The sequence below is a fragment of the Allobosea sp. P1_B10 genome, assembly GCF_056406735.1.
Window position 1 is genome coordinate 43,842 of record NZ_JBFTZP010000017.1, and the last position, 23,280, is coordinate 67,121.

Annotated in this window: 18 protein-coding genes; 10 read left to right on the forward strand and 8 right to left on the reverse strand. The window is 66.7% G+C overall.

Going from position 1 to position 23,280, the window contains the following annotated elements; translation table 11 throughout:
* Positions 1–89: 89 nt before the first annotated feature.
* The 6 genes from AC1D2L_RS23440 (at position 90) to AC1D2L_RS23465 (ending at position 6,677) form a co-directional block, all read left to right on the forward strand.
* Positions 90–1,301 carry an alpha/beta hydrolase gene (locus AC1D2L_RS23440; protein ID WP_476848313.1) on the forward strand — a complete coding sequence of 404 codons (1,212 nt, stop codon included), beginning with the start codon at positions 90–92 and terminating at the stop codon, positions 1,299–1,301.
* A 67-nt stretch (positions 1,302–1,368) separates the two neighbouring features.
* Positions 1,369–3,021, forward strand: a complete 1,653-nt coding sequence (locus AC1D2L_RS23445; RefSeq protein ID WP_476848314.1) for an ABC1 kinase family protein — start codon at positions 1,369–1,371, stop codon at positions 3,019–3,021.
* A 95-nt stretch (positions 3,022–3,116) separates the two neighbouring features.
* Positions 3,117–3,488 carry a DUF423 domain-containing protein gene (locus AC1D2L_RS23450; protein ID WP_476848315.1) on the forward strand — a complete coding sequence of 124 codons (372 nt, stop codon included), beginning with the start codon at positions 3,117–3,119 and terminating at the stop codon, positions 3,486–3,488.
* 88 nt (positions 3,489–3,576) lie between these two features.
* On the forward strand, positions 3,577–4,473 hold the full coding sequence (gene argB / locus AC1D2L_RS23455) for an acetylglutamate kinase (protein ID WP_476848316.1): 897 nt from the start codon (positions 3,577–3,579) through the stop codon (positions 4,471–4,473).
* A 173-nt stretch (positions 4,474–4,646) separates the two neighbouring features.
* Positions 4,647–5,384, forward strand: coding sequence for a pyrimidine 5'-nucleotidase (locus AC1D2L_RS23460; RefSeq protein ID WP_476848317.1), 738 nt, complete (start codon positions 4,647–4,649; stop codon positions 5,382–5,384).
* A 99-nt stretch (positions 5,385–5,483) separates the two neighbouring features.
* Positions 5,484–6,677, forward strand: coding sequence for an O-succinylhomoserine sulfhydrylase (locus tag AC1D2L_RS23465; RefSeq protein ID WP_476848318.1), 1,194 nt, complete (start codon positions 5,484–5,486; stop codon positions 6,675–6,677).
* Positions 6,678–6,722: 45 nt separating this feature from the next.
* Here the strand turns inward: AC1D2L_RS23465 and hemA are convergent, their stop codons facing one another.
* The 4 genes from hemA to AC1D2L_RS23485 form a co-directional block, all read right to left on the reverse strand.
* The gene (hemA, locus tag AC1D2L_RS23470; RefSeq protein ID WP_476848319.1) at positions 6,723–7,934 is read right to left on the reverse strand and encodes a 5-aminolevulinate synthase; all 1,212 of its coding nucleotides are present in this window, start codon (positions 7,932–7,934) and stop codon (positions 6,723–6,725) included.
* Positions 7,935–8,058: 124 nt separating this feature from the next.
* Positions 8,059–8,745 (reverse strand): OmpW/AlkL family protein, encoded by a 687-nt coding sequence (locus AC1D2L_RS23475; RefSeq protein WP_476848320.1) that lies wholly within the window; start codon positions 8,743–8,745, stop codon positions 8,059–8,061.
* 235 nt (positions 8,746–8,980) lie between these two features.
* Complete coding sequence (locus tag AC1D2L_RS23480) at positions 8,981–10,795, reverse strand: putative bifunctional diguanylate cyclase/phosphodiesterase (protein WP_476848321.1); 1,815 nt, start codon at positions 10,793–10,795, stop codon at positions 8,981–8,983.
* The gene (locus tag AC1D2L_RS23485) at positions 10,755–12,170 is read right to left on the reverse strand and encodes a sensor histidine kinase (RefSeq protein ID WP_476848322.1); all 1,416 of its coding nucleotides are present in this window, start codon (positions 12,168–12,170) and stop codon (positions 10,755–10,757) included. The genes AC1D2L_RS23480 and AC1D2L_RS23485 overlap by 41 nt, the downstream gene beginning before the upstream one ends.
* A 310-nt stretch (positions 12,171–12,480) precedes the next feature.
* On the opposite strand from AC1D2L_RS23485, the gene AC1D2L_RS23490 reads away from it, so the two are divergent.
* Together AC1D2L_RS23490 and AC1D2L_RS23495 are read left to right on the forward strand one after the other, a co-directional pair.
* Positions 12,481–14,001 carry a sensor histidine kinase gene (locus tag AC1D2L_RS23490; RefSeq protein WP_476848323.1) on the forward strand — a complete coding sequence of 507 codons (1,521 nt, stop codon included), beginning with the start codon at positions 12,481–12,483 and terminating at the stop codon, positions 13,999–14,001.
* Positions 13,994–14,368, forward strand: a complete 375-nt coding sequence (locus AC1D2L_RS23495; protein ID WP_476848324.1) for a response regulator — start codon at positions 13,994–13,996, stop codon at positions 14,366–14,368. Before AC1D2L_RS23490 ends, AC1D2L_RS23495 begins: the two co-directional genes overlap by 8 nt.
* A 34-nt stretch (positions 14,369–14,402) precedes the next feature.
* On the opposite strand, the gene AC1D2L_RS23500 is transcribed toward AC1D2L_RS23495, so the two are convergent.
* The 3 genes from AC1D2L_RS23500 to AC1D2L_RS23510 form a co-directional block, all read right to left on the reverse strand.
* Positions 14,403–15,665 carry an allantoate amidohydrolase gene (locus tag AC1D2L_RS23500; RefSeq protein WP_476848325.1) on the reverse strand — a complete coding sequence of 421 codons (1,263 nt, stop codon included), beginning with the start codon at positions 15,663–15,665 and terminating at the stop codon, positions 14,403–14,405.
* A 65-nt stretch (positions 15,666–15,730) separates the two neighbouring features.
* Complete coding sequence (locus AC1D2L_RS23505; RefSeq protein ID WP_476848326.1) at positions 15,731–16,477, reverse strand: SDR family NAD(P)-dependent oxidoreductase; 747 nt, start codon at positions 16,475–16,477, stop codon at positions 15,731–15,733.
* A gap of 100 nt (positions 16,478–16,577) precedes the next feature.
* On the reverse strand, positions 16,578–18,032 hold the full coding sequence (locus tag AC1D2L_RS23510) for an undecaprenyl-phosphate glucose phosphotransferase (RefSeq protein ID WP_476848327.1): 1,455 nt from the start codon (positions 18,030–18,032) through the stop codon (positions 16,578–16,580).
* A gap of 444 nt (positions 18,033–18,476) precedes the next feature.
* On the opposite strand from AC1D2L_RS23510, the gene AC1D2L_RS23515 reads away from it, so the two are divergent.
* Positions 18,477–20,777 carry an exopolysaccharide transport family protein gene (locus AC1D2L_RS23515; protein WP_476848328.1) on the forward strand — a complete coding sequence of 767 codons (2,301 nt, stop codon included), beginning with the start codon at positions 18,477–18,479 and terminating at the stop codon, positions 20,775–20,777.
* A 17-nt stretch (positions 20,778–20,794) separates the two neighbouring features.
* On the opposite strand, the gene AC1D2L_RS23520 is transcribed toward AC1D2L_RS23515, so the two are convergent.
* The gene (locus AC1D2L_RS23520) at positions 20,795–21,910 is read right to left on the reverse strand and encodes an AbrB family transcriptional regulator (protein WP_476848329.1); all 1,116 of its coding nucleotides are present in this window, start codon (positions 21,908–21,910) and stop codon (positions 20,795–20,797) included.
* Positions 21,911–22,198: 288 nt separating this feature from the next.
* Here AC1D2L_RS23520 and AC1D2L_RS23525 point away from each other — a divergent pair, with 288 nt between their 5' ends.
* Complete coding sequence (locus tag AC1D2L_RS23525; RefSeq protein WP_476848330.1) at positions 22,199–23,272, forward strand: DMT family transporter; 1,074 nt, start codon at positions 22,199–22,201, stop codon at positions 23,270–23,272.
* Positions 23,273–23,280: the final 8 nt, after the last annotated feature.

A 23,280-nucleotide genomic window follows, 5' to 3' on the forward strand; every position in this document is an offset into this window, starting at 1 on the left:
CCTTATGTTTACGGCTCGTCGCTAGCGTCCCGGTCGATTTCGAGGCCGGGCGTCGCGGCTATCGCGCGCCCCGCAAGCCGGGGGGCTCCATGACGTCATTCCTACGTTTCCTCACACTGGGCATGCTTGCACTCGCGAGCCTCTTGGCCGGCTATCCGGCGCTGGCCCAGCAGAGCGGCGCGGTTCGTGTCGGACCCGGCATCCAGTACGAGTTCCTGGAGCGTTGGGACACCGCCAGGCTCAACCAGATCCTCACGGTCGACACGCCGAAATTCTCCGGCCTGCCGGTGACCTACAGCCCGGCCCGCAATGGCGTGAAGCTCTACCGGGTCACCTATGCCTCCGTCGTGCCCGAGCGCGGCAACCAGCCCACAGTGGCGAGCGGATTGATCGCGATCCCCGACACGGCCGAGACCGCCTTCCCGATGGTCTCCTACCAGCACGGAACGGTCTACGGGAAAGAGGAAGTTCCGTCCTTTGCCGCGCAGTCGCCCGAGACGCAGCTCATGCTCGCCCAGTTCGCGGGGCAGGGCTATGTCGTCATCGGCGCCGACTATTTCGGCCTCGGAACCTCCAACGAGCCCGAAGGCTACATGGTCACTGCCAGCCACCAGCAGGCGACCTATGATCTGCTGATAGCCAGCCGCGCCGTGCTCGCCGACATGAAGCTTTCCGCCACCAAGCTGTTCATCGCCGGCTGGTCGCAGGGCGGCTTCGTGACGATGGCGTTTCTCCAGAAGCTGGAAAAGGCCGGTGTCGTCGTCAGGGCTGCCGCAACGGCCAGCGCCCCGGTCGATATCTTTGCCGCCTTGAACGGCTTTCTCAACTTTCCGCGCACGATCGACGCGCCGTGGGTGAACTCGCTGTTCATCCTCTCCTCCTTCTCCTTCGAGAGCTATTACGGCGTTCCCGGGCTGGCGCGGTCCGTCCTGAACGACGAGTATTATGCGGTCGCGCGCAAGGCGTATGAGCGGCAGCCCTTCGCCGCCGCCGACGTTCCCACCGACCTGCGCAAGCTGATCCGGGCCGAATATTTCAATCCGGAGTTCTTCGCCGAATCCGCTTATGGCCGTCTCGTGGCGGCGACGCAGGCCTATCGCTGGGTCTTCCGCTCGCCGATGCGCACCTATTACGGCGAAACCGACGAGGCGATACGCACCGAAATCGGGCAGCTGGGCGCTACCTACCAGAAGGCCATCGGCAACGATCAGGTCGAGGCGGTCTCGACCGGCGACACCAGCCATCGCGGCACCTTCGCCAAGGCGGTTCCAGAGTGGAAGAAGTGGTTCGACGCGCGATAGAAGCCGGCACGCGGGCAACCTTGCGGGGCGGCCGGGGTTTCTCTCGGCCGAGGCACCGGAACCCGACATGAGCATGCTCGACACCACATGGGCCGCGGCGCGAGATCGCAAGCGCCTGGCCGAAATCGCAGCCGTGGCGGCCCGCCACGGTCTCGATCCGCTGTTCACCCGGCTGGGACTGCCCGGCCTGCTGCCGGGCCGCAGCAGTTTTTCTGGCGAGGACGCCACGGAGGCGCAGTCGCTGCCGGAGCGCCTGCGCCACGCCATCGAGGCGCTGGGCCCGACCTTCGTCAAGCTCGGCCAGATCCTCTCGACCCGCGCCGATCTGCTGCCGCCGGAATGGCTCGAGGAGCTGGAGAAGCTCCAGAGCCATGTCGCGCCGACGCCGTTCGATCATATCCGCGCGCAGGTCGAGACCGAACTCGGCGGCCCGCCCGACGCCGTCTTCGCCGCGTTCGATACACAGGCGCTGGCGGCCGGCTCGATCGCGCAGGTACATCGCGCGACGCTGACCAGCGGGGAGGCGGTCGTGGTCAAGCTGCGCCGGCCGGGGCTGCGCCCGATGATCGAGGCCGACCTGCGCCTGCTTTCCCATGCCGCGGGGCTGCTCGAAAAGCAGCGCGCGGATCTGGCCCGCTACCGGCCCCGCGAAATCCTCCACCATCTCGGCGTCGCGATGGGTGAGGAACTGGATCTCGCGACCGAGGGGCGCAATTGCGAGGAGATCGCCGGCAACCTCGCGACCGTCCCGCACATCCGCATTCCGCGCATCCATGCACAGTGGACCAGCGAGCATGTGCTGGTGCAGGAGTTCATCGACGGCATCGTGCCGACCGACCGGCAGGCACTGGCCGCAGCGGGGCTCGACGGCAAGGTTCTCGCCCGTCGCGGCGCAGAGGCCTTCCTCCAGATGGCGCTGGTCGACGGCGTGTTCCATGCCGATCCGCATCCCGGAAACCTGCGCGCCATGCCCGGCAACGCGGTCGCCTTCATCGATTTCGGCATGGTTGGCCGGCTCGGCGCGCGGCGGCGCGACCAGATGATCGACCTGCTCGGCGCCATCGTCACCGGTAAGAGCGAGGCGGTCAGCGCGCTGCTGGTCGAGTGGTCGGGCGCCCAGCCTGTCGATCTCGCGCGGCTCGATGCGGCCTGCGACGTCTTCGTCGGGCGCCACGGCCGTCCGCCGCTCCGGCTGGGCGCGGCCATCACCGACTTCATGGCGCTGGCGCGCGAAAATGACCTTGCCCTGCCCTCCGACCTCGCGCTGCTGTTCAAGGCGCTGCTTTCGGTCGACGGCGTGATGAAGACGCTCGACCCCGGATTCGACGCCATCGCCGTGGCGGAGCCGATCGTGAAGGCGCAGATGCGGGCGCGCTACAGCCCCGAGCAACTGCTGCAGAAGGGCCAGGCGCTGGCGCTCGATCTCGCTGGCCTCTCGGCGCAGGCCCCTGGCTTGCTGCGCCTCCTCGCACTGCGGCTGAAACAGGGGCGCATCGCCGCCCATGTCGAATTGAAGGGGCTGGACCGGATCGGCGAGGACATACGGTGGGCGGCGACGCGGCTGGCCGTGGCCGTGGTGACGGCCGCCTTCGCGCTGGGCCTGGCGCCGCGCATGCTCGATTTCGGCCCGCTGCTGCTGGGCATCCCGCTGACGGCCTGGGTCGGGCTTGCGATCATCGCCGGCGGGATCGTCTGGCTTGCGACACCGCGACGGCGCTGAACGCTGCGACGGCATGTCTCTGCCGCGCGGAGCGCAGCCGTGCCATTGAGACGCCTACTATCGAGACGCCTGCAATCGAGAAGCCGGAGCCGACCATGCTGACCGCCGCGCGTATCCATCTTTCGCTGGCCGCCCTGATGGGGCTCGCCGGCGTCGCGCTGCTCGCGGCCGCGGCCCATGTCACCGGTACCAGCAACATCCAGACGGCGGGGCAGATGCTGCTGTTCCATGCGCCGCTACTGTTCGGCGCGACGGTCGCCCGCAAATCGGGGCATCTGCTCGACTGGCTGGCGCGGCTCGCCTTGTCGATCATGATCCTCGGCGTCGCGCTGTTTGCCGCCGACCTCAGCCGTCGCGGCTTCGCAAACGAGGCGCTGTTCCCGCGCGCAGCGCCGATTGGCGGCTTCTGCATGCTCGGCGGCTGGCTGCTGCTGGCGCTCTCGGCCCTGTTCGCACCGCGCAGGTGAGCCGCGCCGGAATGCTTTCGCAGCCGGCCAAACTCATCTAGAAGGCGCACCGGCGCGGTTCACCTTCGCGCCTCGTGGAGCCCGCCGCATGATCACTCCTGCCCATATGACGCCGTCGCAGGCCGCCGACCTTCTGGTGCAGGCCCTGCCGCATATGCAGCGCTACGATCAGGAAGTGATCGTGATCAAATATGGCGGCAACGCCATGGGCGATGCCGCGACCGCCGAGGACTTCGCCGAGGACGTGGTGCTGCTCGAGCAGTCTGGCCTGAAGCCCGTCGTCTGCCATGGCGGCGGCCCGCAGATCGCGGCTATGCTGAAGAAGCTCGGCATCCAGTCCGAGTTCAAGCAGGGCCTGCGCGTCACCGATGCCGCGACCGTCGAGGTCGTCGAGATGGTGCTCGCCGGCTCGGTCAACAAGGAGATCGTCGGCTACATCTCGCGCGAGGGCGGCAAGGCTATCGGCCTGTGCGGCAAGGACGGCAACATGGTGACCGCGCGCAAGGTGACGCGCACGATCGTCGACCCCGATTCCCGCATCGAGCAGGTGCTCGACCTCGGCTTCGTCGGCGAGCCCGCAGCCGTCGACACCACCGTGCTCGACGCCGTGCTCAAGGCGGAGCTGATCCCGGTGCTGGCGCCGGTCTGCGCGGCGGCCGACGGCCAGACCTACAACGTCAATGCCGACACCTTCGCCGGGGCCATCGCCGGCGCGCTCAACGCCAAGCGCCTGCTGCTCCTCACCGACGTTCCCGGCGTCCTGACCAAGGACAAGGAGCTGATCCCCGAGCTTACGGTCGAGGAATGCCGCCGCCTGATCGCCGACGGCACGATCTCGGGCGGCATGATCCCCAAGATCGAGACCTGCATCTACGCGCTGGAAAAGGGCGTCGAGGCGGTCGTGATCCTCGACGGCAAGGTGCCGCATGCGACGCTGATCGAGCTCTTCACCGATACCGGCCTGGGCACCATCATCCGCCGCTGAAGGCGGTGCGTCATTGCGATGAACGCAGCGACGATGCAATCCGGGAACGCAGGGTTCTGCGTTCCCGGATTGCATCGCCACGCTCGCAATGACGTCCCTGATCCGCCCCTGCGACCTTAAGCCTTTGCAGAAGCCTTGCATGTCAGCTTCGGCTCGCCACATGCTTGGGTCCCATGAACACACATAGCCACATCCCCAGTGCCGTCCCGCCGCTCCAGACCGAAGCCTTCGCGCATGTCGACCACTGGATCTTCGATCTCGACAACACCCTGTACTCGCACGAGGCCAAGGTCTGGCCCCAGGTCGACGAGCGCATCACGCTCTTCCTGACGGAGTTGTTCGGGCTCGACGGCCTGTCCTCGCGCGCCCTGCAGAAATATTACTACCAGCGCTACGGCACGACACTGAAGGGGCTGATGGAAGAGCATGACGTCGACCCCGACGTCTTCCTCGACTTCGCCCACAAGATCGACCTCAGCCTGCTCGATCCCAACCCGGCGCTCGGCGACGCGATCGCGGCCCTGCCCGGCCGCAAGCTGATCCTGACCAACGGCTCGGTCGCGCATGCGGAGAACGTGGCCGGCAAGCTCGGCATCCTGCATCACTTCGAGGACATCTTCGACATCGTGCATGCCGGCTTCGTGCCCAAGCCGGAACGCGTCACCTACGAGAACTTCCTGGCCAAGCACGGCGTCGATCCCGGCCGGTCGGCGATGTTCGAGGACATCGAGAAGAACCTGCTGGTGCCGAGCGCCCTTGGCATGAAGACGGTGCTGATCATTCCGCGCACGCCCGATCCCTTCCGCGAGGCCTGGGAGCAGGCCGCGATCGAGGCCGGGCATGTCCATCACGTCACCAGCGACCTCACCGGCTTCCTCCTCCCCCTCGGCAAAGCGGCGACAGGCGGCTGACGCGAGTGTTTCCCTGAGAGGAAAATCGTTCTTCTTTACGAACGAAGGCGAAGCTGTTATTCCCCTCATCCGTTATATCGAACGGATTGGAGTGTTATAATGTCAGCCTCTGAGAGCGGCGCCCCTCAACTGCATCGGGAAACGCGGCTCGTCCATGACGGCACGATGCGGTCGCAGTTCGGCGAGACCTCCGAGGCGCTGTTCCTCACGCAGGGCCATGTCTACGACAGCGCCGCGCAGGCCGAAGGCCGCTTTCTGAACACGGATCCGGGCTTTCAGTACGGCCGCCTCTCAAACCCGACCACGGCGATGCTGGAGGAGCGCATGGCGTCCTTCGAGGGCGCCGAGATGTGCCTGGCCACCGCGACCGGCATGGCCGCCGTCACGGCCGCGCTGATGGCTCCGCTTGCCGCCGGCGACCACATCGTCGCCTCGCGGGCCCTGTTCGGCTCCTGTCGCTATGTCGTCGAGACCCATCTGCCGCGCTACGGCATCGAGGCGACGCTGGTCGACGGCACCGACATCGAGGCCTGGCGCCAGGCCGTGCAGCCCAACACAAAACTGTTCTTCCTGGAGAGCCCGTCCAACCCGACGCTCGAGGTCATCGACATCGCAGCCGTCGCAGAGGTCGCCAAGGCTGCCGGCGCGCGGCTCGTCGTCGACAACGTCTTCGCCTCGCCGCTCTTCCAGCGCCCCCTCGAACTTGGCGCGGACTGCGTGATCTACTCCGCCACCAAGCATATCGACGGCCAGGGCCGCTGCCTCGGCGGGCTGATCCTGGGCTCGAAGGAATTTCTGGAAGCCGATATCCAGACCTATCTGCGCCAGACCGGCCCGAGCATGTCGCCGTTCAACGCCTGGGTCATGCTGAAGGCGCTCGAGACGCTGCCGATCCGCGTCCAGCGCCAGACGCACAGCGCCGGGCTCGTCGCCGACTGGCTCGCCGAACAGCCCGGCCTGAGCAAGGTGGTTTATCCCGGCCGCAAGGACCATCCGCAGGCCGATATCATCGCCAAGCAGATGAGCGGCCCCTCGACCCTGATCGCCTTCGAGGTCGCGGGCGGCAAGGACGAGGCCTATCGCGTGCTCGACGCGCTGAAGCTGATCCGGATCTCCAACAATCTCGGCGACGCCAAGAGCCTGATCGTCCACCCCGCGACGACCACGCATCAGCGCTTCACGCCGGAAGTGCGCGCCAGCATGGGCGTCAGCGACGGCATGATCCGCCTCTCGATCGGCCTGGAGCATCCCGACGACCTGATCGCCGATCTCAGGCAGGCACTCGCCGCCTGAGGCTGCACAGGCGCGGCGACGGCAACGCCGCGGCGCCTGCTGAACCTACGCTGCGCGCTTGAGCCCGATCTGGCCCCAGATCGCGCTCAGCGCGCCGACCAGATGCTCGATGTCGGCATCGCTATGCATGGGCGACGGGGTGATGCGCAGCCGCTCCGTGCCGCGCGGCACGGTCGGGTAGTTGATCGGCTGGACATAGATCGAGAATCGCTCGAGCAGTTCGTCGCTGATGCGCTTGCAGAGGGCTGCGTCGCCGACCATCACCGGGACGATGTGGCTGGGATTGCGCAGATGCGGGATGCCTATGGCGTCGAGCCGCGCCCGCAACGTCGCGACGCGCTCCTGCTGCCCTGCCCGTTCGCTCTGGCTGACCTTGAGATGGCGGACGGCCGCAAGCGCGCCCGCGGCCAGCGCCGGCGGCAGGGAGGTCGAGAAGATGAAGCCCGAGGCGAAGCTGCGGATGAAGTCGCAGGTCGCGGCCGACGCCGCGATGTAGCCGCCCATGATGCCAAAGCCCTTGGCGAGCGTGCCCTCGATCACCGTGAGCCGGTCCGCGACGCCATCACGCTCGCTGACGCCGCCGCCGCGCTGGCCATAAAGGCCCACCGCATGGACCTCGTCGAGATAGGTCATGGCGCCGAACTCGTCGGCGATGTCGCAGAACTCGGCGATCGGGGCGATGTTGCCGTCCATCGAATAGACTGACTCGAAGGCGATCAGCTTCGGTCGTGCCGGGTCGACGCCGGCCAGCTTGCGGCGCAGATCCTCGGCATCATTGTGGTTGAAGATGATGCGCTCGGCGCGCGAATGGCGGATGCCTTCGATCATCGAGGCGTGGTTGAGCGCGTCGGTCAGGATGACGCAGCCGGGCAGTCGCGAGGCCAGCGTCGAGAGCGAGGCCCAGTTCGACATATAGCCGGAGTTGAACAGCAGCGCCGCCTCCTTGCCGTGGAGATCGGCGAGTTCGCGCTCGAGCAGGACATGGTAGTGGTTGGTGCCGGCGATGTTGCGGGTGCCGCCGGCGCCTGCGCCGCAGCGGTCGAGGGCCTCATGCATCGCGCCGAGCACGCTCGGGTGCTGGCCCATGCCGAGATAGTCGTTGGAGCACCAGACGGTGACCTCGCGCGGGTCACCCGCGCCATGCCAGGTCGCGCGCGGGAAACGGCCGGCCTGTCGCTCAAGGTCAGCAAAGACGCGATAGCGCCCTTCGGCGTGCAATCCGTCGAGTTCCTTGCGGAAAAAGCCTTCGTAGTCCATCGGCAACCTCCTGCGGTCGCCGGTTGTCCTACGCAAGCGCGCCGTTCAGGGGAATGCTACGCGGTGTCGCGCCTCGCGCTGGCGCGCGGCCATGCCGACGCCATGAGGCGGCCCCGGCAGTTGCTCAGAAGCGGTAGGTGACGCCGGTGTGGAGCACCAGCGGATCGAGCGTCACGGTCGCCTTGATCGGCGCCGGGCCCATATTGCCGGCCGTGCGGGCGCGCAGATAGACCTTCTTCAGGTCGACGAAGACGCCCCAGTTGTCGTTGATCATGTAGTTGAAGCCGATCTGGCCGGCGATGCCGAGCGCATGGTCGGTCTTCAGTTCCGTGACCGCGCCGTCCTGGTCCTTGAAGATGATCATCAGGCTCGGACCGATACCGACATAGGGCTGGAAGTTGCCCATGCCGGTGAAATGGTACTGGGCGGTCAGCGCAGTCGGGCCGCCCGCCACCTTGCCGAGCGTCCCGAGTCCGTTGATCGAGCCCTTGGCCTCGACCTTGACCAGAGGCGGGTAGCCGCCGGCGAAGCCGATCGCGAAGTTCGGTGTCAGGAAGTAGCCGGCCTCGATGGCGAAGGTCAGCGAGTTCGGGATACGGACATCGGCCCCCGGAATGACCGTTCCGGCGGCATGCATCTTGGCGCCTTCGGAGTAGAACAGCCCTGCGGGACCCGCATGGATGTAGAAGCGCTTGAAATCCAGTTCCGGCGGCGAAGCGTAGCTCTTGGGGAGGGTGATGTCGGCGGCATTAGCACCAGCGATCCCGGCAACGCCATACAGTAGACCAAGAGCAACCGAGCGGAGGCGCATCGTGTCATATCCAAAGCAAGGGACCGCGGCTGATCCCGATCAGAGGACCATGGCTTGTTAACCTTAAAGAATATTTAAGCCCCTCCGCGCGGGGCGCGCAGCGTTCGCGCTAGTCGGTTCTGGGCAGCGCCGGGAAATCCAGAAGGAGTTGCGCGACGGCGGAGGCGGGCACGGGCATGCTGAAGAGCTTGCCCTGGACTTCGATGCAGCCATTGGCGCTGAGCTGATCGAACTGTTACTGGGTCTCGACGCCTTCGGCCGTGATGGTGACGCCGAAGCTGGTCCCCAGGGCTGTTATCGCACTGACGATGGCCTGGCTTTCGACATCGTCTCCGATATCGCGGATGAAGGACTGGTCGATCTTGATCTTGTCGAACGGGAAGCTGCGGAGATAGCTCAGGCTCGAATAGCCCGTGCCGAAATCATCCATGGCAATGCGCACGCCGAGCTCGCGCAGCTGCTGGAGCGTCTCGATATTGGTCGAGCTCTTCTCCAGCATGACGGATTCGGTGATCTCGAGCTCGAGGCGCTGGGCGGGAAGCCCCGACGAGGCGAGCGCGCTCACGACCGAGGCGACGATCTGCCCGCGAAGGAACTGGATCGGAGACAGATTGACCGCGATGCGGATGGGAGCCGGCCATTTCACCGCCTCCATGCAAGCCTCGCGCAGGGCCCATTCGCCGAGGGGAACGATCAGGCCGAGATCCTCGGCGACCGGGATGAAGTCTGCCGGCGAGACATAGCCACGCTCGGGATGGCGCCAGCGCATCAGGGCCTCGAAGCCCGTGATGCTCTTGGTCTTGAGATCGAGCAGCGGCTGATAGAACATCGTCAGCTCGCCCTCGTTCAGGGCGTTGCGCAGATCGATCTCGAGCATGCGCCGCGCCTGCGCGCAGGCGTCCATGGCGGGGTCGAACAGGCGCCAGACGCCGCGACCATCCGTCTTGGACCGGTACATCGCCATGTCGGCCGCCTTGATCAGATCTTCGGGCGTGCGGAACTGGGCATCCTCGATGGCGATGCCGATGCTGGCGCCGATATGGACGGTATGTCCGCCGATGTCGACGGGCACCGCGAGGGCGTCGATCAACCGCGCGGCGATCGCGGCGGGCTCTTCGACCGTTCCGTCGCACCAGGTCATCAGCGCGAACTCGTCCCCGCCCAGCCGGGCGAGGCGTTCGCCATCGCCGACCGCGTCGCGCAGACGGCTCGCCACGAGGCGCAGAAGCCCGTCGCCGATGGCGTGGCCGAGACCGTCATTGACGCCCTTGAAGCCGTCGAGATCGATGAACAGGACGCAAACCTTGCGCGCCTCGAGGGGGGCGTCCGCGAAAGCCCTGGACAGGGTCTCGTTGAACAGAAGACGGTTACCGAGGCCGGTGAGGATATCGTGCCGGGCGAGATACTGGTTGCGCGCCTCTGATTTTTGGCGCTGCGCGATCTCGTTCTCGAGCCGGAGATTGGCCGCAAGCAGGTTGGCGGTGCGCTCCGTGACGCGCTGCTCGAGCTCGGCATTCATGAGACGAAGCCGCTCGGCGCTGACCTGCGCCTGTTCCTCGGCGCGCTTGCGCTCGATCTGGCTGTTGACGCGGGCCAGTGCGACGCTGAAGTCGACCGGCTTGGTGACATAGTCATTGGCGCCGAGCGACAGGGCCGCGACCACGTCTTCGCTCTGGCTCCTGGCCGTGACCATGATCACCGGCAGCGCACTGGCCGAATGCTCGGCGCGGATGCGTCGCAGCACCTCGATGCCGTCCATCTCCGGCATCATCACATCGAGCATCACGGTGTCGAAGCTGCGCGCCGCGATCAGGGCCAGCGCGTCCTTGCCGCTGGACGCCTCGACGATGTCGAAGCCTCGCCGCTGGAAGCGCCGCGCCAGGATGTTCCGATTGTCCTCGACGTCGTCGACGATCAGAAGTCGTGGAAGCGCAGCCACAAGGGCGCCCTCCTGGGCCTCCCCGGTATCAGCCGCCCGCAATCCGTCCATAGCAGTCATCGTTCGAGCCTCAGACAGCCAGAGCGGGATGATCGGAGGCCAGGGCGGCATCGGTCGCCACCTCCTCGTCGGGTGACAGGTCGGCAAGCGCGCGGACCGTGAAGCAGGAGCCGCGACCCGGCTCGCTGGTGACGCTGATCGCGCCGCCCATCAGCGCGCAGAACTTCTGGCTGATCGCGAGCCCGAGCCCGGTGCCTCCGTATTTGCCCGAGGTCGCGGCGGAAGCCTGGCCGAAATTCTGGAACAGGCGCTGCATCTGGTCGGGCGTGATGCCGATGCCGGTATCGCGGACCTGGATCTCGATCCAGTCGCCGGCCAGCTTCCGGTCGCGGCGGACGGTGAGCCCGATAGCGCCGCTCTCCGTGAACTTGGAGGCATTGCTGATGAGGTTGAGCACGATCTGCCGGAGCTTGGTGGCGTCGGTCGAGACCATGCCGAGCTGGCCGACGCAATTCAACGTCAGGGAGTTGCCCTTCTCGGCCGCCAGGCGCTGCGTCGTCGTCACGACATCGCGGACGAACTCGGCGAGATCGAAGCTTTCGATCTTGAGTTCGATGCTGTTCGATTCGATCTTCGAGAGGTCGAGGACGTCGGCGACCAGGGCGAGCAGGTGCTTGCCTGCGGCGTTGATCCGCGTGAGGTCGAGGCGCTTGTGCTCGTTCTTCTCGTCGGGCTCGAAGGTTTCCAGCAGCATCTCGCTGTAGCCGATCACCGCATTGAGCGGGGTGCGCAGCTCATGGCTCATCTTGGCCAGGAAGATCGACTTGGAGCGGTTGGCGGCGTCTGCGAGTTCCTTGGCCTGGCGCAACCGGATCGCGGTGGCGCGGTGGCGCTCGGTCTCGCGCTCGATATCGGAGCGCATCGACATGATGTTGGCGTAGTAGATCGCCATCCAGGACATGTAGATCGTCGCCGAGAGGATCGAGATCCAGCCGACCGGCGCAAGCTGGGACAGCGGCACAAGCTGCGGGAAGCCATAGATATAATAGGCGATGTAGAAGCTGCCGATGTTGAGCGCCAGCAGACCGATCACCAGCAGCGGCTTCTCGGAGAGATAGAAGAAGCCGAGCAGCAGGCTGACGATCAGCCAGGGTAGGAAGGGCGACGAGACGCCGCCATAGTGAAACGAGCCGAAAAGCGCGGTGAAAGCGAGCAGCTCTACCGACAGCAATGCAGAAAGCTGCAGATTGCGCGTGTACTTGAGTACGAACGGCAGGACCCAGAACAGCCAGGTGCAGACAATCACGATCCAGCAGGCGAGGCCCGGGTTCGGATCCGTCATGTATAGGAACAGCGCGATCGCCTGCGACAGCAGGGGACCGAATAGATGCGTGAAGACGAAGTTGCGCGCGAGACTGAGCTCTGAACGTTCAAACTTCGCAGCATCCGGAATGAAACCGTCGATGAAAGAGATCAACCTGTTCATTTACCTGTCTCTGACATCGCAGCCTTCTGGCATAATTTTTTTCAATCAAGGTGATAGCGGCGAGTTGGTTAAAATTCGGTCTCCGCTGCGTTAGGTCAGGGGCTTTAGGCCCTTGTGCCTATGCTTGCTCCCGAACCATCAAACCATTGGAGGAAGCCTGGCCTGGATCGGCATGGCTTTCCTATGGCGCGGATTTACGCAGCCTTAAGAGTGCCGCCGGATAGTAGCGCCTGCGTCGTAGTGCTACCGAAGCGGCGCGACGGACCCGATGGCCGCCGCAATGGCGGCAGGCCCAGCCCGACAGGTCGACATGGCGATTTCCTTTCCGACCTCCCAGGCCGCCCTGAACGAACTCGTCGACTGGTTCATCCCGGCTGATATCGCCGCTGACCGCGAGACGCGCAAGCAGGCGCGGATGTTCCTGATCAGCCATCTGTTCGGGCCGTTCCTCGGCAACACCGTGCCGCTCGCCTTGTTCGTCCTCGACCCCAACCCCGGCTATGCGGTCGCGGTCCTGGCGGCCTCGATCACAGGCTTCTGGATCTTCCCGTTCGTGCTGCGCGCAGTCGGGCACTATAACGTGCTGGCCCTGATCTCAATCCAGAACCTGATGTTCTGCATCCTGTGGAGCTGCTTCTTCTATGGCGGCGTCACCTCGCCGACCCTGCCCTGGGTCCTGACCATCCCGCTGCTGGCCTTCTTCTATCTAGGCTCCTCCCACAAGCTGCGCCTGCTCGTGCTCGGCATGTTCGCGCTCAACTTCATGGCGTTCTGGGGCTTCACCATGGCGGGCTACGCCCGCGCGCCGGAGATGGACTTCGCCTCGCTGCAGGGGCTCGGCCTGGTCTCGACCGTGGCGGCCTCGCTCTATGTCACCATGATGGCGCTGTTCTACGCCCGGGTCCTGGCCTCACAGAGCGAGCTCGAGGCCGAAATGCGCGGCCATCTCGAGACCGCCGCCGAACTGCGGCGAGCGACCGAGGCGGCCGAGCGTGCCGGCGCGGCCAAGGCCGACTTCCTGGCCAAGATGAGCCATGAGCTGCGCACGCCGCTCAACGCCGTTATCGGCTACAGCCAGCTGCTGCTCGAGGACGCCACCGACGAGAACGACGCCGAAACGGCAGCCGACCTCGAACGCATCCACAGCGCCGGTCATCACCTGCTGCACCTGGTCAACGAGGTGCTCGACCTCTCGAAGCTCGAAGCCGGCAAGATGGAACTCGACAACGACGAGATCGTGCTCGCCCCGCTGATCGAGAGCGCGGCCGAGCATTTCAGGGCCGCGGCCGACAAGGCCGGAAACACGATCACGGTCCAGCTCGAGCCCGGCCTGGGCGCCATCGTCTGCGACGGCGCCAAGCTGAAGCAGGTGCTGCTCCAGCTGCTCGACAACGCCGTGAAGTTCACCAAGGCGGGATCGATCACGGTGCGCGCCAGCAAGGTCGGCCCCGAGGGAGCGCGATGCGCCTCGATCCGCGTCGAAGACACCGGGATCGGTATCGCCAGGGATCAGATCGGCCATCTCTTCGAGCAGTTCACCGTGGGCGACGATTCCAGCTCCAGCAAATACGGCGGAACTGGACTTGGCCTGGCGCTCGGGCGCAAACTCTGCCGGCTGATGCGCGGCGACATCATCGTCGAAAGCCGCGAGGGCCAGGGCAGCGTCTTCACCATTATCGTCCCGGCGCATCCTGACACCGCAGGACCTCCGGACAGCGACCGCGCCGCGCTCCCGACACTTGCGCCGCTCGACCGTTTCGGCCAGAGGCTGGCCGCCATCACCCATCGCAAATCCACTGCATCTGCAAAGACGGTCGCCACACATGCCTAAGATCCTGCTCGTCGAAGACAATGAGATGAATCGCGACATGCTGACCCGTCGCCTTCAGCGGCAGGGCTTCACCGTCTGTTGCGCGCATGACGGCCCCACCGGCGTCGCCATGGCCGCTAACGAGCAGCCCGACCTGATCCTGATGGACGTCGCGCTCGGCGCCATGGACGGCTGGGAGGCGACCTCGTTGATCAAGGCGGCGCCGCGCACCGCCAGGATCCCGGTCATCGCCCTGACCGCGCACGCCCTCTCCAGCGACAAGGCCAAGAGCGTCGAGGTCGGCTGTGCCGATTTCGATACGAAGCCGATCGACCTGCCGCGCCTGCTCGGCAAGATCAACACCTGCCTGCAGCAGAACGCGGCCTGAGCAAGGCGAGACGGCAGGATCGGCGCGGGCGTCCTCAGGCGGCCTGGCGACGCGCCAGCTCCAGCACGGTCTCGAGCAGGACACGAACCGCGACCCCGGCATCGGCCTCGGTCATGGCCTCCAGCGGCGAATGGCTGATGCCCTTCTCGTTGCGGACGAACAGCATCGCGGATGGGAAGAGCCGCGCCATCGCCATCGCGTCATGGCCCGCGCCAGAGGGCAGCCGGCGCGCCCCGAGATTGGTGCCTGTGCGGGCGATGCCCTGCGCGAAGGCCTCCTGCAGCGCATCAGCCATCGGCGTGGCCGTCTCGACCGAGTAAGGCGTGATCGACAGGGTCACGCCGCGCCTTTCAGCAATGGCGGCAAAGCGCGTGGCGATGGCGCGATCCATGCTGGCCAGGGTGTCGTCGCGCGGCGACCGGAAATCGATGGTGAAATCCACGACGCCCGGCACGACATTGGCAGCGCCGGGATCTGGTCTGAAGACACCGACCGTACCGACCGCCTGCTCATGGCCGGCGGCAATCTCCTCCAGCGCCAGCGCCATCTCCGCAGCAGCCGCCAGGGCGTCCCGGCGTAAGCTCATCGGCACGGTGCCGGCGTGGCCGGCCTCGCCGGTGACGCGAACGCGGGCGCGCTTTTGTGCATTGATCGCGGTGACGATGCCGACCGGCTCGCCTGCCGCCTCGAGCACCGGGCCCTGCTCGATATGGACCTCGAGATAGGCCTGGATCGAGCCCGGCTTGCGGGCGAGGGCCTCGATGCCGGCGGGATCGCCGCCGAAGCCGATCAGGGCGTCGCGCAGGACGACGCCCTCGGCGTCGCGACCATCGAGCCAGATCGGCTCATAGGCGCCCGCCAGCGCATTCGAGGTCGAGAGCGAGGTCGGGAAGCGCACGGTCTCCTCGTCGCCGAAGGCGATGACCTCCAGCGGGAACGGCAGCACGATGCCGGCGTCGCGGATCGCCTGCGCAACCAGGATACCGGCGACGACGCCGAGATTGCCGTCGAAGCGTCCGCCATCCCGGACGGTGTCGATATGCGAACCGATCATGACCGCGGGCGCGCCGGGCTGCGTGCCGTCGCGGCGGCCCTGGACGGAGCCGGCCGCATCGATGAAGGCGCTCAGACCCGCCACTTCCATCGCGCCCTTGGTCCATTCAGCCGCCTGCCGGTGGGCAGGCGAGAGATAGAGGCGCGTCAGCTTCCCGGGTTCGTCGGTGAAGCGGTTGAGGCCTTCGAGCGCGGCGAAGGCGCGCGCGCCGAGGACAGCGGCGGAGGGTAGCGTCTGGCTCATCGCGGGGCCTGGAGTTGGAGCAGGATCATTGCGAGAAACCGGCGCCCATCGCTGCGCATCCGGCGCTAGTAGGTCGCCCGGCCGCCCGACAGGTCGAAAACGCCGCCCGTCGTGAAGCTGTTTTCGGCCGAGGCCAGGAACGAGACCATCGAGGCGACCTCATCGGGCAGCAGGAAGCGACCGCGCGGGATCTTTGCCAGCATGTAGCCGATATGCTCTTCGCTCATCTGGTCGAAGATGCGGGTCTTGGCTGCGGCGGGCGTGATGCAGTTGACCGCGATGTCCTGAGTCGCGAGCTCCTTGCCGAGCGATTTGGTCAGCGCGATCACCGCCGCCTTCGAGGCCGAATAGGCCGAGGCATTGGGGTTGCCCTCCTTGCCGGCGATCGAGGCGACGAGCACGATGCGTCCGTAATTGCGCTTGATCATGCCGGGGATCACGGCCTGGCAGCAATGCAGGGTGCCGTCGACATTAAGACGCATGACCTTGGACCACTGGTCGAGGGGGTACTCCCAGGTCTTCAGGTTGGGGCCCGCAATGCCGGCGCTGGTGACCAGGATGTCGACGCTGCCGAGCCTCGCCTCCAGCGCATCGGAGGCTGCCTTCACGGCTGCGGCATCGGTGACGTCGACGGCCGCGCCGGTGGTCTCGCCGCCGATCTCGGCTGCGACCTTCGCGGCGAGATCGCCGTCGATGTCCCAGATCGCGACCTTCGCGCCGCTTGCGGCGAAACGCTCCGCGACTGCCCGCCCGATACCCTGCGCGCCGCCGGTGACGATGGCGACGCGACCGTTCAAATCGATCTGGTTCATGGTGTCTCCTGCCCTATCGAAACAGGCTAGCGGGGCGCCGGCTTTTCGGCCAGCCCCCGCTCGCGCCTAGGATGTCTGCAGGAGGCGCGGTTCTGCCGGCTCAGAGCGCGTTCTTGTAGGAACGGCTGCTGAAGACGGTGCGCAGCAGGATGCCGATGTCGAGCCAGAACGACCAGTTGTCGATGTACCAGTGGTCGAAGTTGATGCGCTTGGCCATCTTGTCGTCGGTATCGGTCTCGCCGCGCAGGCCGTTGACCTGGGCCCAGCCGGTGATGCCCGGCTTGACGTTGTGCCGGCGGGCATAGAGCGCGATCTTGCGCTGGAACTCGTGGTCATGGGCGAGAGCGTGCGGGCGGGGCCCGACGAGCGACATCTGGCCGCCGATGACGTTGAGCAATTGCGGCAGCTCGTCGAGATTGTAGCGCCGCAGGACGCGGCCGACCCGGGTGACGCGCGGGTCGTTGCGCGTCGCCTGACGCACGACATCGCCGTCATCGGTCGCGGTCATGGTGCGGAACTTGAAGATGCGGAAGGCCTGCTGGTTGAAGCCGTAGCGGCGCTGCAGGAAGAACACCGGCCCCTTCGAGTCCAGACGGATCAAGGCGGCGATCACGGCGAGAACGGGCAGCGTCATCACCAGAATCACCGAGGCGGCGACCACGTCGAAGACCCGCTTGGCGGCGATCTCGGCGCGCGACAGCGCGGGGCGCGTCAGGCGCAGGCTGGCGAGCGAGCCGATCCGGACGATATGCGGATTGTCGAAGCGGTCCATGATCCGCTCCGGCGCGAGGTGGATCGCGACGGGCAGGTTCATGAAGGCGTCGATGCAGGTGTCGATGGTCTCCTGCTCGGACCAGGGCATGGCGATGAAGACTGCGTCGGGCTGCATCTGGCGGCAGCGTGCGACAGCGGTCACGAGATCGGCGGCGAGCGCGGTGGCGGGATCGTTGATGCGGCGCGCATCGTTGCTGCGCAGGAAGGCGACATCGACGATGACGAAGCCGATGTTCCAGGGCTGGTGGCGCGAGACGAAGGACATGACGTCCTGCTCGCGCCCGATCAGGAAGACGCGCTCGGAGGTGATACGCCCGGTCTTGCTCGCCATCGAGATGGTGCGCACGATGCCCGAGCGGGCCAGCGAGATCAGCGGAATGCCGGTGAGATAGGTCGCAAACACGACGGCGCGGGAATAATGGTCGACGATCTTGGCCAGGAACACGATCGCGATGAAGGCGACCATGGTGATGTTCCAGACCGTGAAGGCCGAGGCGACCTGCCCCTTGGTCGAGAGGTAGTTGCCGAGCTGATAGCGGCCCTGCATCACATTGGTGAAGACGAAGATGGCCGAGATCATCATCGCCAGCTCGATGGTGATCTGCCGGTTGCCGACATGTCCGTAGGCCGCCAGATGATAGGCGAAGGAGGCGATGACGACGATCGCGAGAACGACGGCGAGGTCGGTCAGTGCGGTGACCAGGCCGATCCAGTGACGCCACGCATTGGCGCGTTCTTCGGTCGCACTGGCCGCGGCATAATTGAGGTCGTTGACGCTCATAATACTTAAACTCCCGCCTCCACGCAGGGTCCGAAGACCTGCGCCACCATCGGCGGCCCGAAACGGCACAAGTGCCGGCGGGGTCCGCTTCTGTCGGGAAAAGTGGCAAGCGATATGCCGGAGAATTCTGGGTCAAAACGAGTCGATCCGAGGCTTTCCAGCGTATCCGATGCGTCATTGCTGCCTCGTCGACCTATGCCGAAGGAGCTACGTACCAATCTGGCACAAAGCAAAAAGGCCAGCGCGGCGCTCGCATGCTGCCGACGCGATCGGCCTCTCCAAGGCCTCGGCGCAGGCTTTGCACCGGTTTCGCCACCGCTCGAGGCACGAGGCGACAAAGACGCTCGCGCCGGGCCTCATATTCTGGGATTTTGCCACGGGCGGCGAGCGCCCTGGTTTCAGGCCGGCAGGAACCGGCATTCTTGAAGAGTGAAGCGTAGCGTCATGTTCACGATCGACACGGCTGGAGCCGAGCCGGGTGGAGAGCGGGAGAGGCAGACGGACCGCCACGCGTCCGGCGCTGCGCCGATGGTGGATGCTGCACCGGCCCTGGGCGCGCCCGAGGCGAGGCCGCCTTCGCCGGGTGCGGTGCTGTTGCGCCGCAAGGGCCTGATCCTGCTCTCTGTCGTCGTCGGGGCGACGCTCGCCTGGCTGGCAAGTGAGGTCCTGCAACCGCACCACGTTGCGACCGCGCGGGTGCTGGTTGATCCGCGCGACCTGCAGGCTTCCCAGAACGGGACATCGACCGAGACCGGCGCCGCCGGGACGACCGCCCTGGCTGGCTACCTGGAAAGCCCGGCCGCGATCATCCTCCCCGACAGCATCAGGGCGCGTGTCGTGCGCAGCGAAGGCCTCGACAGGGACCCGGAATTCACGGGCGATCCCGGCCGAACCGGCCTCGCTCGCATCCTGTCCAGGCTCGCGTCCGGCGGCGGGGATCCACCACGCGAAAGCGCAAGCGAGGCGCTCGCTTCGCTCAACCGGGCGGTCGCCGTCCGGCAAGGCGATCGCGGCCTTTCGATCGAGATCAGCGTGACTGCGCGCGACGCCGCGAAGGCAGCGCGAATCGCCGATGCGCTGGCAAACGCCTATCGCGATGACCGGGCTGCCCTTCGCAGCAGTGCAGCCGAACGCGCTGCGGAGACGCTTGCCGGCCGCCTCGCAGAGGCGCGCGAGCGCCTGCGCCTCGCCGAGCAGAAAGCCCAGAAGCACCGGGAGGCGAACGGCCTCATCGGAAGCGGCAAGTCGGTCGCCGAGGAGCAACTCGCGCTGAACAGGGCCCAGCTCGCGGGGCTGCGCATCCGCCTCGAGGAGGCCCAGTCGAAGTACGAGCAGATATCGGGCACGCGAGCCGCAGCCATCGAGACGGGCCCGATTCCGGAATCCGTCGCCTCCAGCACCATGACGGGGCTGCGCGAACAGCTCGTCTCGGCGATGCGCTACCAGGCCGAGACCAGGACTGCGCTCGGCGCACGCCACCCCGAAGTCGCAGAGGCCCGGGGCGAGGTACGCGAGGCTCGCCGCCAGATCGCAGCAGAATTGGCGCAGCTCACGGCTGCCGCCAAGCTCGACTATGACCGGGCCGTCGCGGCCGAGCAGCTGATCCGGCGTCGCGTCGACCAACTCACGGGCAAGCAACTCGCCATTGGCCGCGCCACGGTTCAGCTGCGCGAGCTCGAGCGCGAGGTCGATGCGGCCCGGGCGCTCTATGACGGGCTCATGCGCCGTGCCGGCGAAACCGGCGACCTCGCGGGCATCGACACCACACAGACGCGGGTTGTCGGCGCGGAAGCGCCCACGCCCGGCACGGCGTCGTTGGGGCCGGCGATCGTCATCCTCGGCGGCATTGCCGGCGGCGGCATCGGTGCGGCCGTCGCGCTCATGCTCGGCTGGTTCGGCACCGGCCGGAGACAGATGACCGGCAATGGCGAGACGGGGCCGGTACCGGAGGGGGACCAGCAGCCAGCACCGATAGCCGTGGCGAGACCGGCTGGGCCGCGCCTCGTGACCATCGAAGGCGGCCAGTCCGAGCCGAGGGCGAAAGCCTCGCTGCCGCGACTGGGCACGCTGCCCATGGTGCGCAACCGCCGCTGGCGCCGCAGCGAGACCGGGCCAACCTCGATCTTCCAGGCCAAGGCGCTCCTCGTCGATGTCATCGACAAGCCCAAGGCGGGTTTTGCCGCCGCGATCCACGCGATCAGGACGGCCGTCGCGCCCGACGGGGGCCCTTCGCCCCGGCGCATCCTGGTGCTGGGATTGCACCGTCAGGCCGGCGCCTCGACGCTGGCGCTCAACCTCGCGCTGGATGCATCCTTGTCGGGACTGCCGGCGCTGCTCGTCGATGCCGCGCCGGGCCCCGGCAGCCTCACTGCCCTATTCGGCCCTGCCGGCACCGGTATCGCCGCGCAGGAAGCTGCACGCATTACGATCCGGGACGAAGGCACCGGGCTGTCCTTCCTGGCGCAGGGTGGGCAGAGCCACGGCGCGAGCGCTCAGCAGGGCGCCAGCGATGCCCTCGCCCGGGCACGGCATTTCGGGCCGATCGTGATCGACGGCGGTGCGCTCGGCAGCGACGGCGCCGTCAGTCGCCTTGCCCACGCTGTCGACGGCATCGTCGATGCGGCCGACGACGTCGTGCTGGTGACCCGCAATGGCGCGATTGCGGCGGCAGATCTCGATCCGGCCATCGCGGCTCTGGGCGACAATGCGGCCAAGATCCGCGGCTACGTCGTCAACGAGGCCTGAACAACCGCCCGTGGCCCCTACTCGGCAGGCGCCGGCTTGGGCTTGCGCGGCCCGATGATCAAGCCGAACAGCGGCCCGGCGCTGAGCATCACCAGCAGCACGCGGATGATGTGATGAGCCGCCACGAAGGCGACCTCGGTGTGCAGCGCCAGCGCGATCAGGCTCATCTCGGCAAGGCCGCCCGGCGAATAGGCCAGGATCAGCGGGATGTGCTCATGAACCGAGACCTTGGCCACGAGCCAGGCAAAGGCGAGCGTCAGCGCGACCAGGATCACCGTCGAGCCCACCGAGAGCACGAGCACGCGCAGGATCACGCGTGGCGTCGTTCCGATGAAGCGGCAGCCGATGGTGACGCCGAGGACGAGCTGGGCTGCGTTGACGATCTCGTAGGGCGGGATCGCCGAACTCAACCCCGTCACATGCACGGCGGCGCTGATCAGCATAGGCCCGAACAGGAACTTGGCCGGAAGCCTGAGCACGCGCCCGACGACGATGCCGACGAGACCGCAGGCGAGCAGGAGCAATTCGGCCGCAAGCGGCGTCTGCGTGATCGAGGGGCCTGAAACCCGGGAGCCCCCGAGCGGCACTCCGCCGATCCACTGCACGATGAAGGGCAGCGTCATCACGACAAGCAGGATGCGGGCGGAATGGATCAGCGCGATGATGCGGGCGTCGCCGCCCTTCTCCTCGCCGACGGAGACCATCTCGACGAGCCCGCCGGGCATGCCGGCGAAGAAGGCCGTGACCGGATCGAACCCGGCGACACGCCGGAAATAGCCGACACAGGCGAAGGCGCAGGCGCACATGAACAGGACCAGCCCCGCGATCGTCGGCAGCCAGTTCGGGATCTGGGCGATGACGTCCGGCTTGAAGCCGGCCCCGAGCATGACACCCAGCACCATGGTCATCGGCGGGCGGATGACCGGCGGCGCGGCGATCGGGAGTCGCAGCAGGGCCGCCACGGTGCACAGCACCATCGAGCCCAGCATCCAGGGCAGGGGCAGGCGCGCCTGCACGAACAGCCAGGCGCCGCAGGCTCCGATGACCATGGCGAAGGCGAAGCGGCGATAGGGGAAGCGCTTGGGCGAGAACGCCGCGAGGCCGCTTTTCAGATCGGGCAGGAGCGTCTTCATACGGCGCCTGCCGTTGCGGGGTTATGCTCCCGCTCTGTGAGGCGGCGTGTCGAGGTCATGTGCGTCTGCGGCTCCCGCGGTCCAGGGCAGGCTCCTCCTAAAGCAGCCGGCATGCGCTGCACAGGGCCGCCTGCGAATGCCGCCCCTGCCGTGACGACGCATCGGCCGCCCGCCCGCACAACCCCGGCATGTGCTGGCGTCGCTGGCGCGCATTGCACGTTTCGTCAATGATTTACGGGCAGGGATGAACGCTGAACCGCGCAGGATAGCGCGGCGCATGGTGGGGCGATGAGCGAAGAGCGACAGACCGGGCGGCTGGGCCGGCCGGATGACGAGGACGCCGCCGGCGAGGTCGCGTTTTCTCCGTCGCAGGCCGAGGATCCGCCGCCTCCGCCGATCGTGCTCACGGCAATTCCGGGCGTCGTCACGCCCTCGCCCCTCGGATGGATCGCGCGGCGACGGCACGGGCTGTCGCGGCGCTGGCTCGCCGCCAGTCCCAATCTGCGCGGGTCGATCTACCTGTTCTCCTCGATGCTGGTCTACACCGTCATGGTGGGCGGCATGAAGCATATCGGTGGATCAATTCCGCTGGTCGAGATCCTGATGATCCGCCAGATCATTATGACGCTGGTCATCGTCGCCATTGCGCGCGCCGCCCTGCCGATGCTGATGCGCACGAAGCGTCTCAAGCTCCAGCTCCTGCGCGGCGGCGTCACGCTGATCTCGATGCTGTGCGGCTTCTCGGCCCTGATTCATATCCCGCTGGCGCAGGCGACCGCGATCGGCTTCAGCCAGGTCTTCTTCGTCACCATCGCCGCCGTGCTCATCCTCAAGGAGCGCGTCGATGCCCGGCGCTGGGTGGCAACCGTGATCGGCTTCTGCGGCGTCATGGTGATGCTCGATCCCACGGCCGACGGGCTTAATATCTATGCGCTGGGCTCGATCGCCGGGGCGTTTTTCGGCGCGCTGATCAATATCAGCGTGCGCATGCTGGCTGCGACCGAGCGCACCGAGACCATCCTGCTGTATCAGGGCGCGGTGCTGATGGTGGTGCTGGCGGTGCCGTGCTGGTGGTTCTGGGTCGAACCCACCGCCAACCAGTGGTTCTGGTTGGTGACGCTCAGCGTGTTCGGCACCGGGGGGCAATGGCTGCTGACCCGGGCCTACCAGGTCGGTGAGGCCTCGGCGCTCGCCCCGCTGGATTTCAGCCGCCTGCTGCTGTCCTGCTTCACCGGCTTCGTCTTCTTCAGCGAGGTCCCGGCCCTGACCACCTGGATCGGCGCCGCGATCGTGATCGGCGCCACGCTCTACACCATCCGCAAGAATGCCCGGCCGCTGCTCGCGCCCGTCCCGCCGGCCTGAGCCGGCAC

Excerpts from the sequence above, each read along its gene's own strand:
- AC1D2L_RS23440 (WP_476848313.1), top strand. The coding sequence starts at position 90 with ATGACGTCATTCCTACGTTTCCTCACACTGGGCATGCTTGCACTCGCG.
- AC1D2L_RS23445 (WP_476848314.1), top strand. The coding sequence starts at position 1,369 with ATGAGCATGCTCGACACCACATGGGCCGCGGCGCGAGATCGCAAGCGC.
- AC1D2L_RS23450 (WP_476848315.1), top strand. The coding sequence starts at position 3,117 with ATGCTGACCGCCGCGCGTATCCATCTTTCGCTGGCCGCCCTGATGGGG.
- argB (WP_476848316.1), top strand. The coding sequence starts at position 3,577 with ATGATCACTCCTGCCCATATGACGCCGTCGCAGGCCGCCGACCTTCTG.
- AC1D2L_RS23460 (WP_476848317.1), top strand. The coding sequence starts at position 4,647 with ATGAACACACATAGCCACATCCCCAGTGCCGTCCCGCCGCTCCAGACC.
- AC1D2L_RS23465 (WP_476848318.1), top strand. The coding sequence starts at position 5,484 with ATGTCAGCCTCTGAGAGCGGCGCCCCTCAACTGCATCGGGAAACGCGG.
- hemA (WP_476848319.1), bottom strand. The coding sequence starts at position 7,934 with ATGGACTACGAAGGCTTTTTCCGCAAGGAACTCGACGGATTGCACGCC.
- AC1D2L_RS23475 (WP_476848320.1), bottom strand. The coding sequence starts at position 8,745 with ATGCGCCTCCGCTCGGTTGCTCTTGGTCTACTGTATGGCGTTGCCGGG.
- AC1D2L_RS23480 (WP_476848321.1), bottom strand. The coding sequence starts at position 10,795 with ATGCCGCCCTGGCCTCCGATCATCCCGCTCTGGCTGTCTGAGGCTCGA.
- AC1D2L_RS23485 (WP_476848322.1), bottom strand. The coding sequence starts at position 12,170 with ATGAACAGGTTGATCTCTTTCATCGACGGTTTCATTCCGGATGCTGCG.
- AC1D2L_RS23490 (WP_476848323.1), top strand. The coding sequence starts at position 12,481 with ATGGCGATTTCCTTTCCGACCTCCCAGGCCGCCCTGAACGAACTCGTC.
- AC1D2L_RS23495 (WP_476848324.1), top strand. The coding sequence starts at position 13,994 with ATGCCTAAGATCCTGCTCGTCGAAGACAATGAGATGAATCGCGACATG.
- AC1D2L_RS23500 (WP_476848325.1), bottom strand. The coding sequence starts at position 15,665 with ATGAGCCAGACGCTACCCTCCGCCGCTGTCCTCGGCGCGCGCGCCTTC.
- AC1D2L_RS23505 (WP_476848326.1), bottom strand. The coding sequence starts at position 16,477 with ATGAACCAGATCGATTTGAACGGTCGCGTCGCCATCGTCACCGGCGGC.
- AC1D2L_RS23510 (WP_476848327.1), bottom strand. The coding sequence starts at position 18,032 with ATGAGCGTCAACGACCTCAATTATGCCGCGGCCAGTGCGACCGAAGAA.
- AC1D2L_RS23515 (WP_476848328.1), top strand. The coding sequence starts at position 18,477 with ATGTTCACGATCGACACGGCTGGAGCCGAGCCGGGTGGAGAGCGGGAG.
- AC1D2L_RS23520 (WP_476848329.1), bottom strand. The coding sequence starts at position 21,910 with ATGAAGACGCTCCTGCCCGATCTGAAAAGCGGCCTCGCGGCGTTCTCG.
- AC1D2L_RS23525 (WP_476848330.1), top strand. The coding sequence starts at position 22,199 with ATGAGCGAAGAGCGACAGACCGGGCGGCTGGGCCGGCCGGATGACGAG.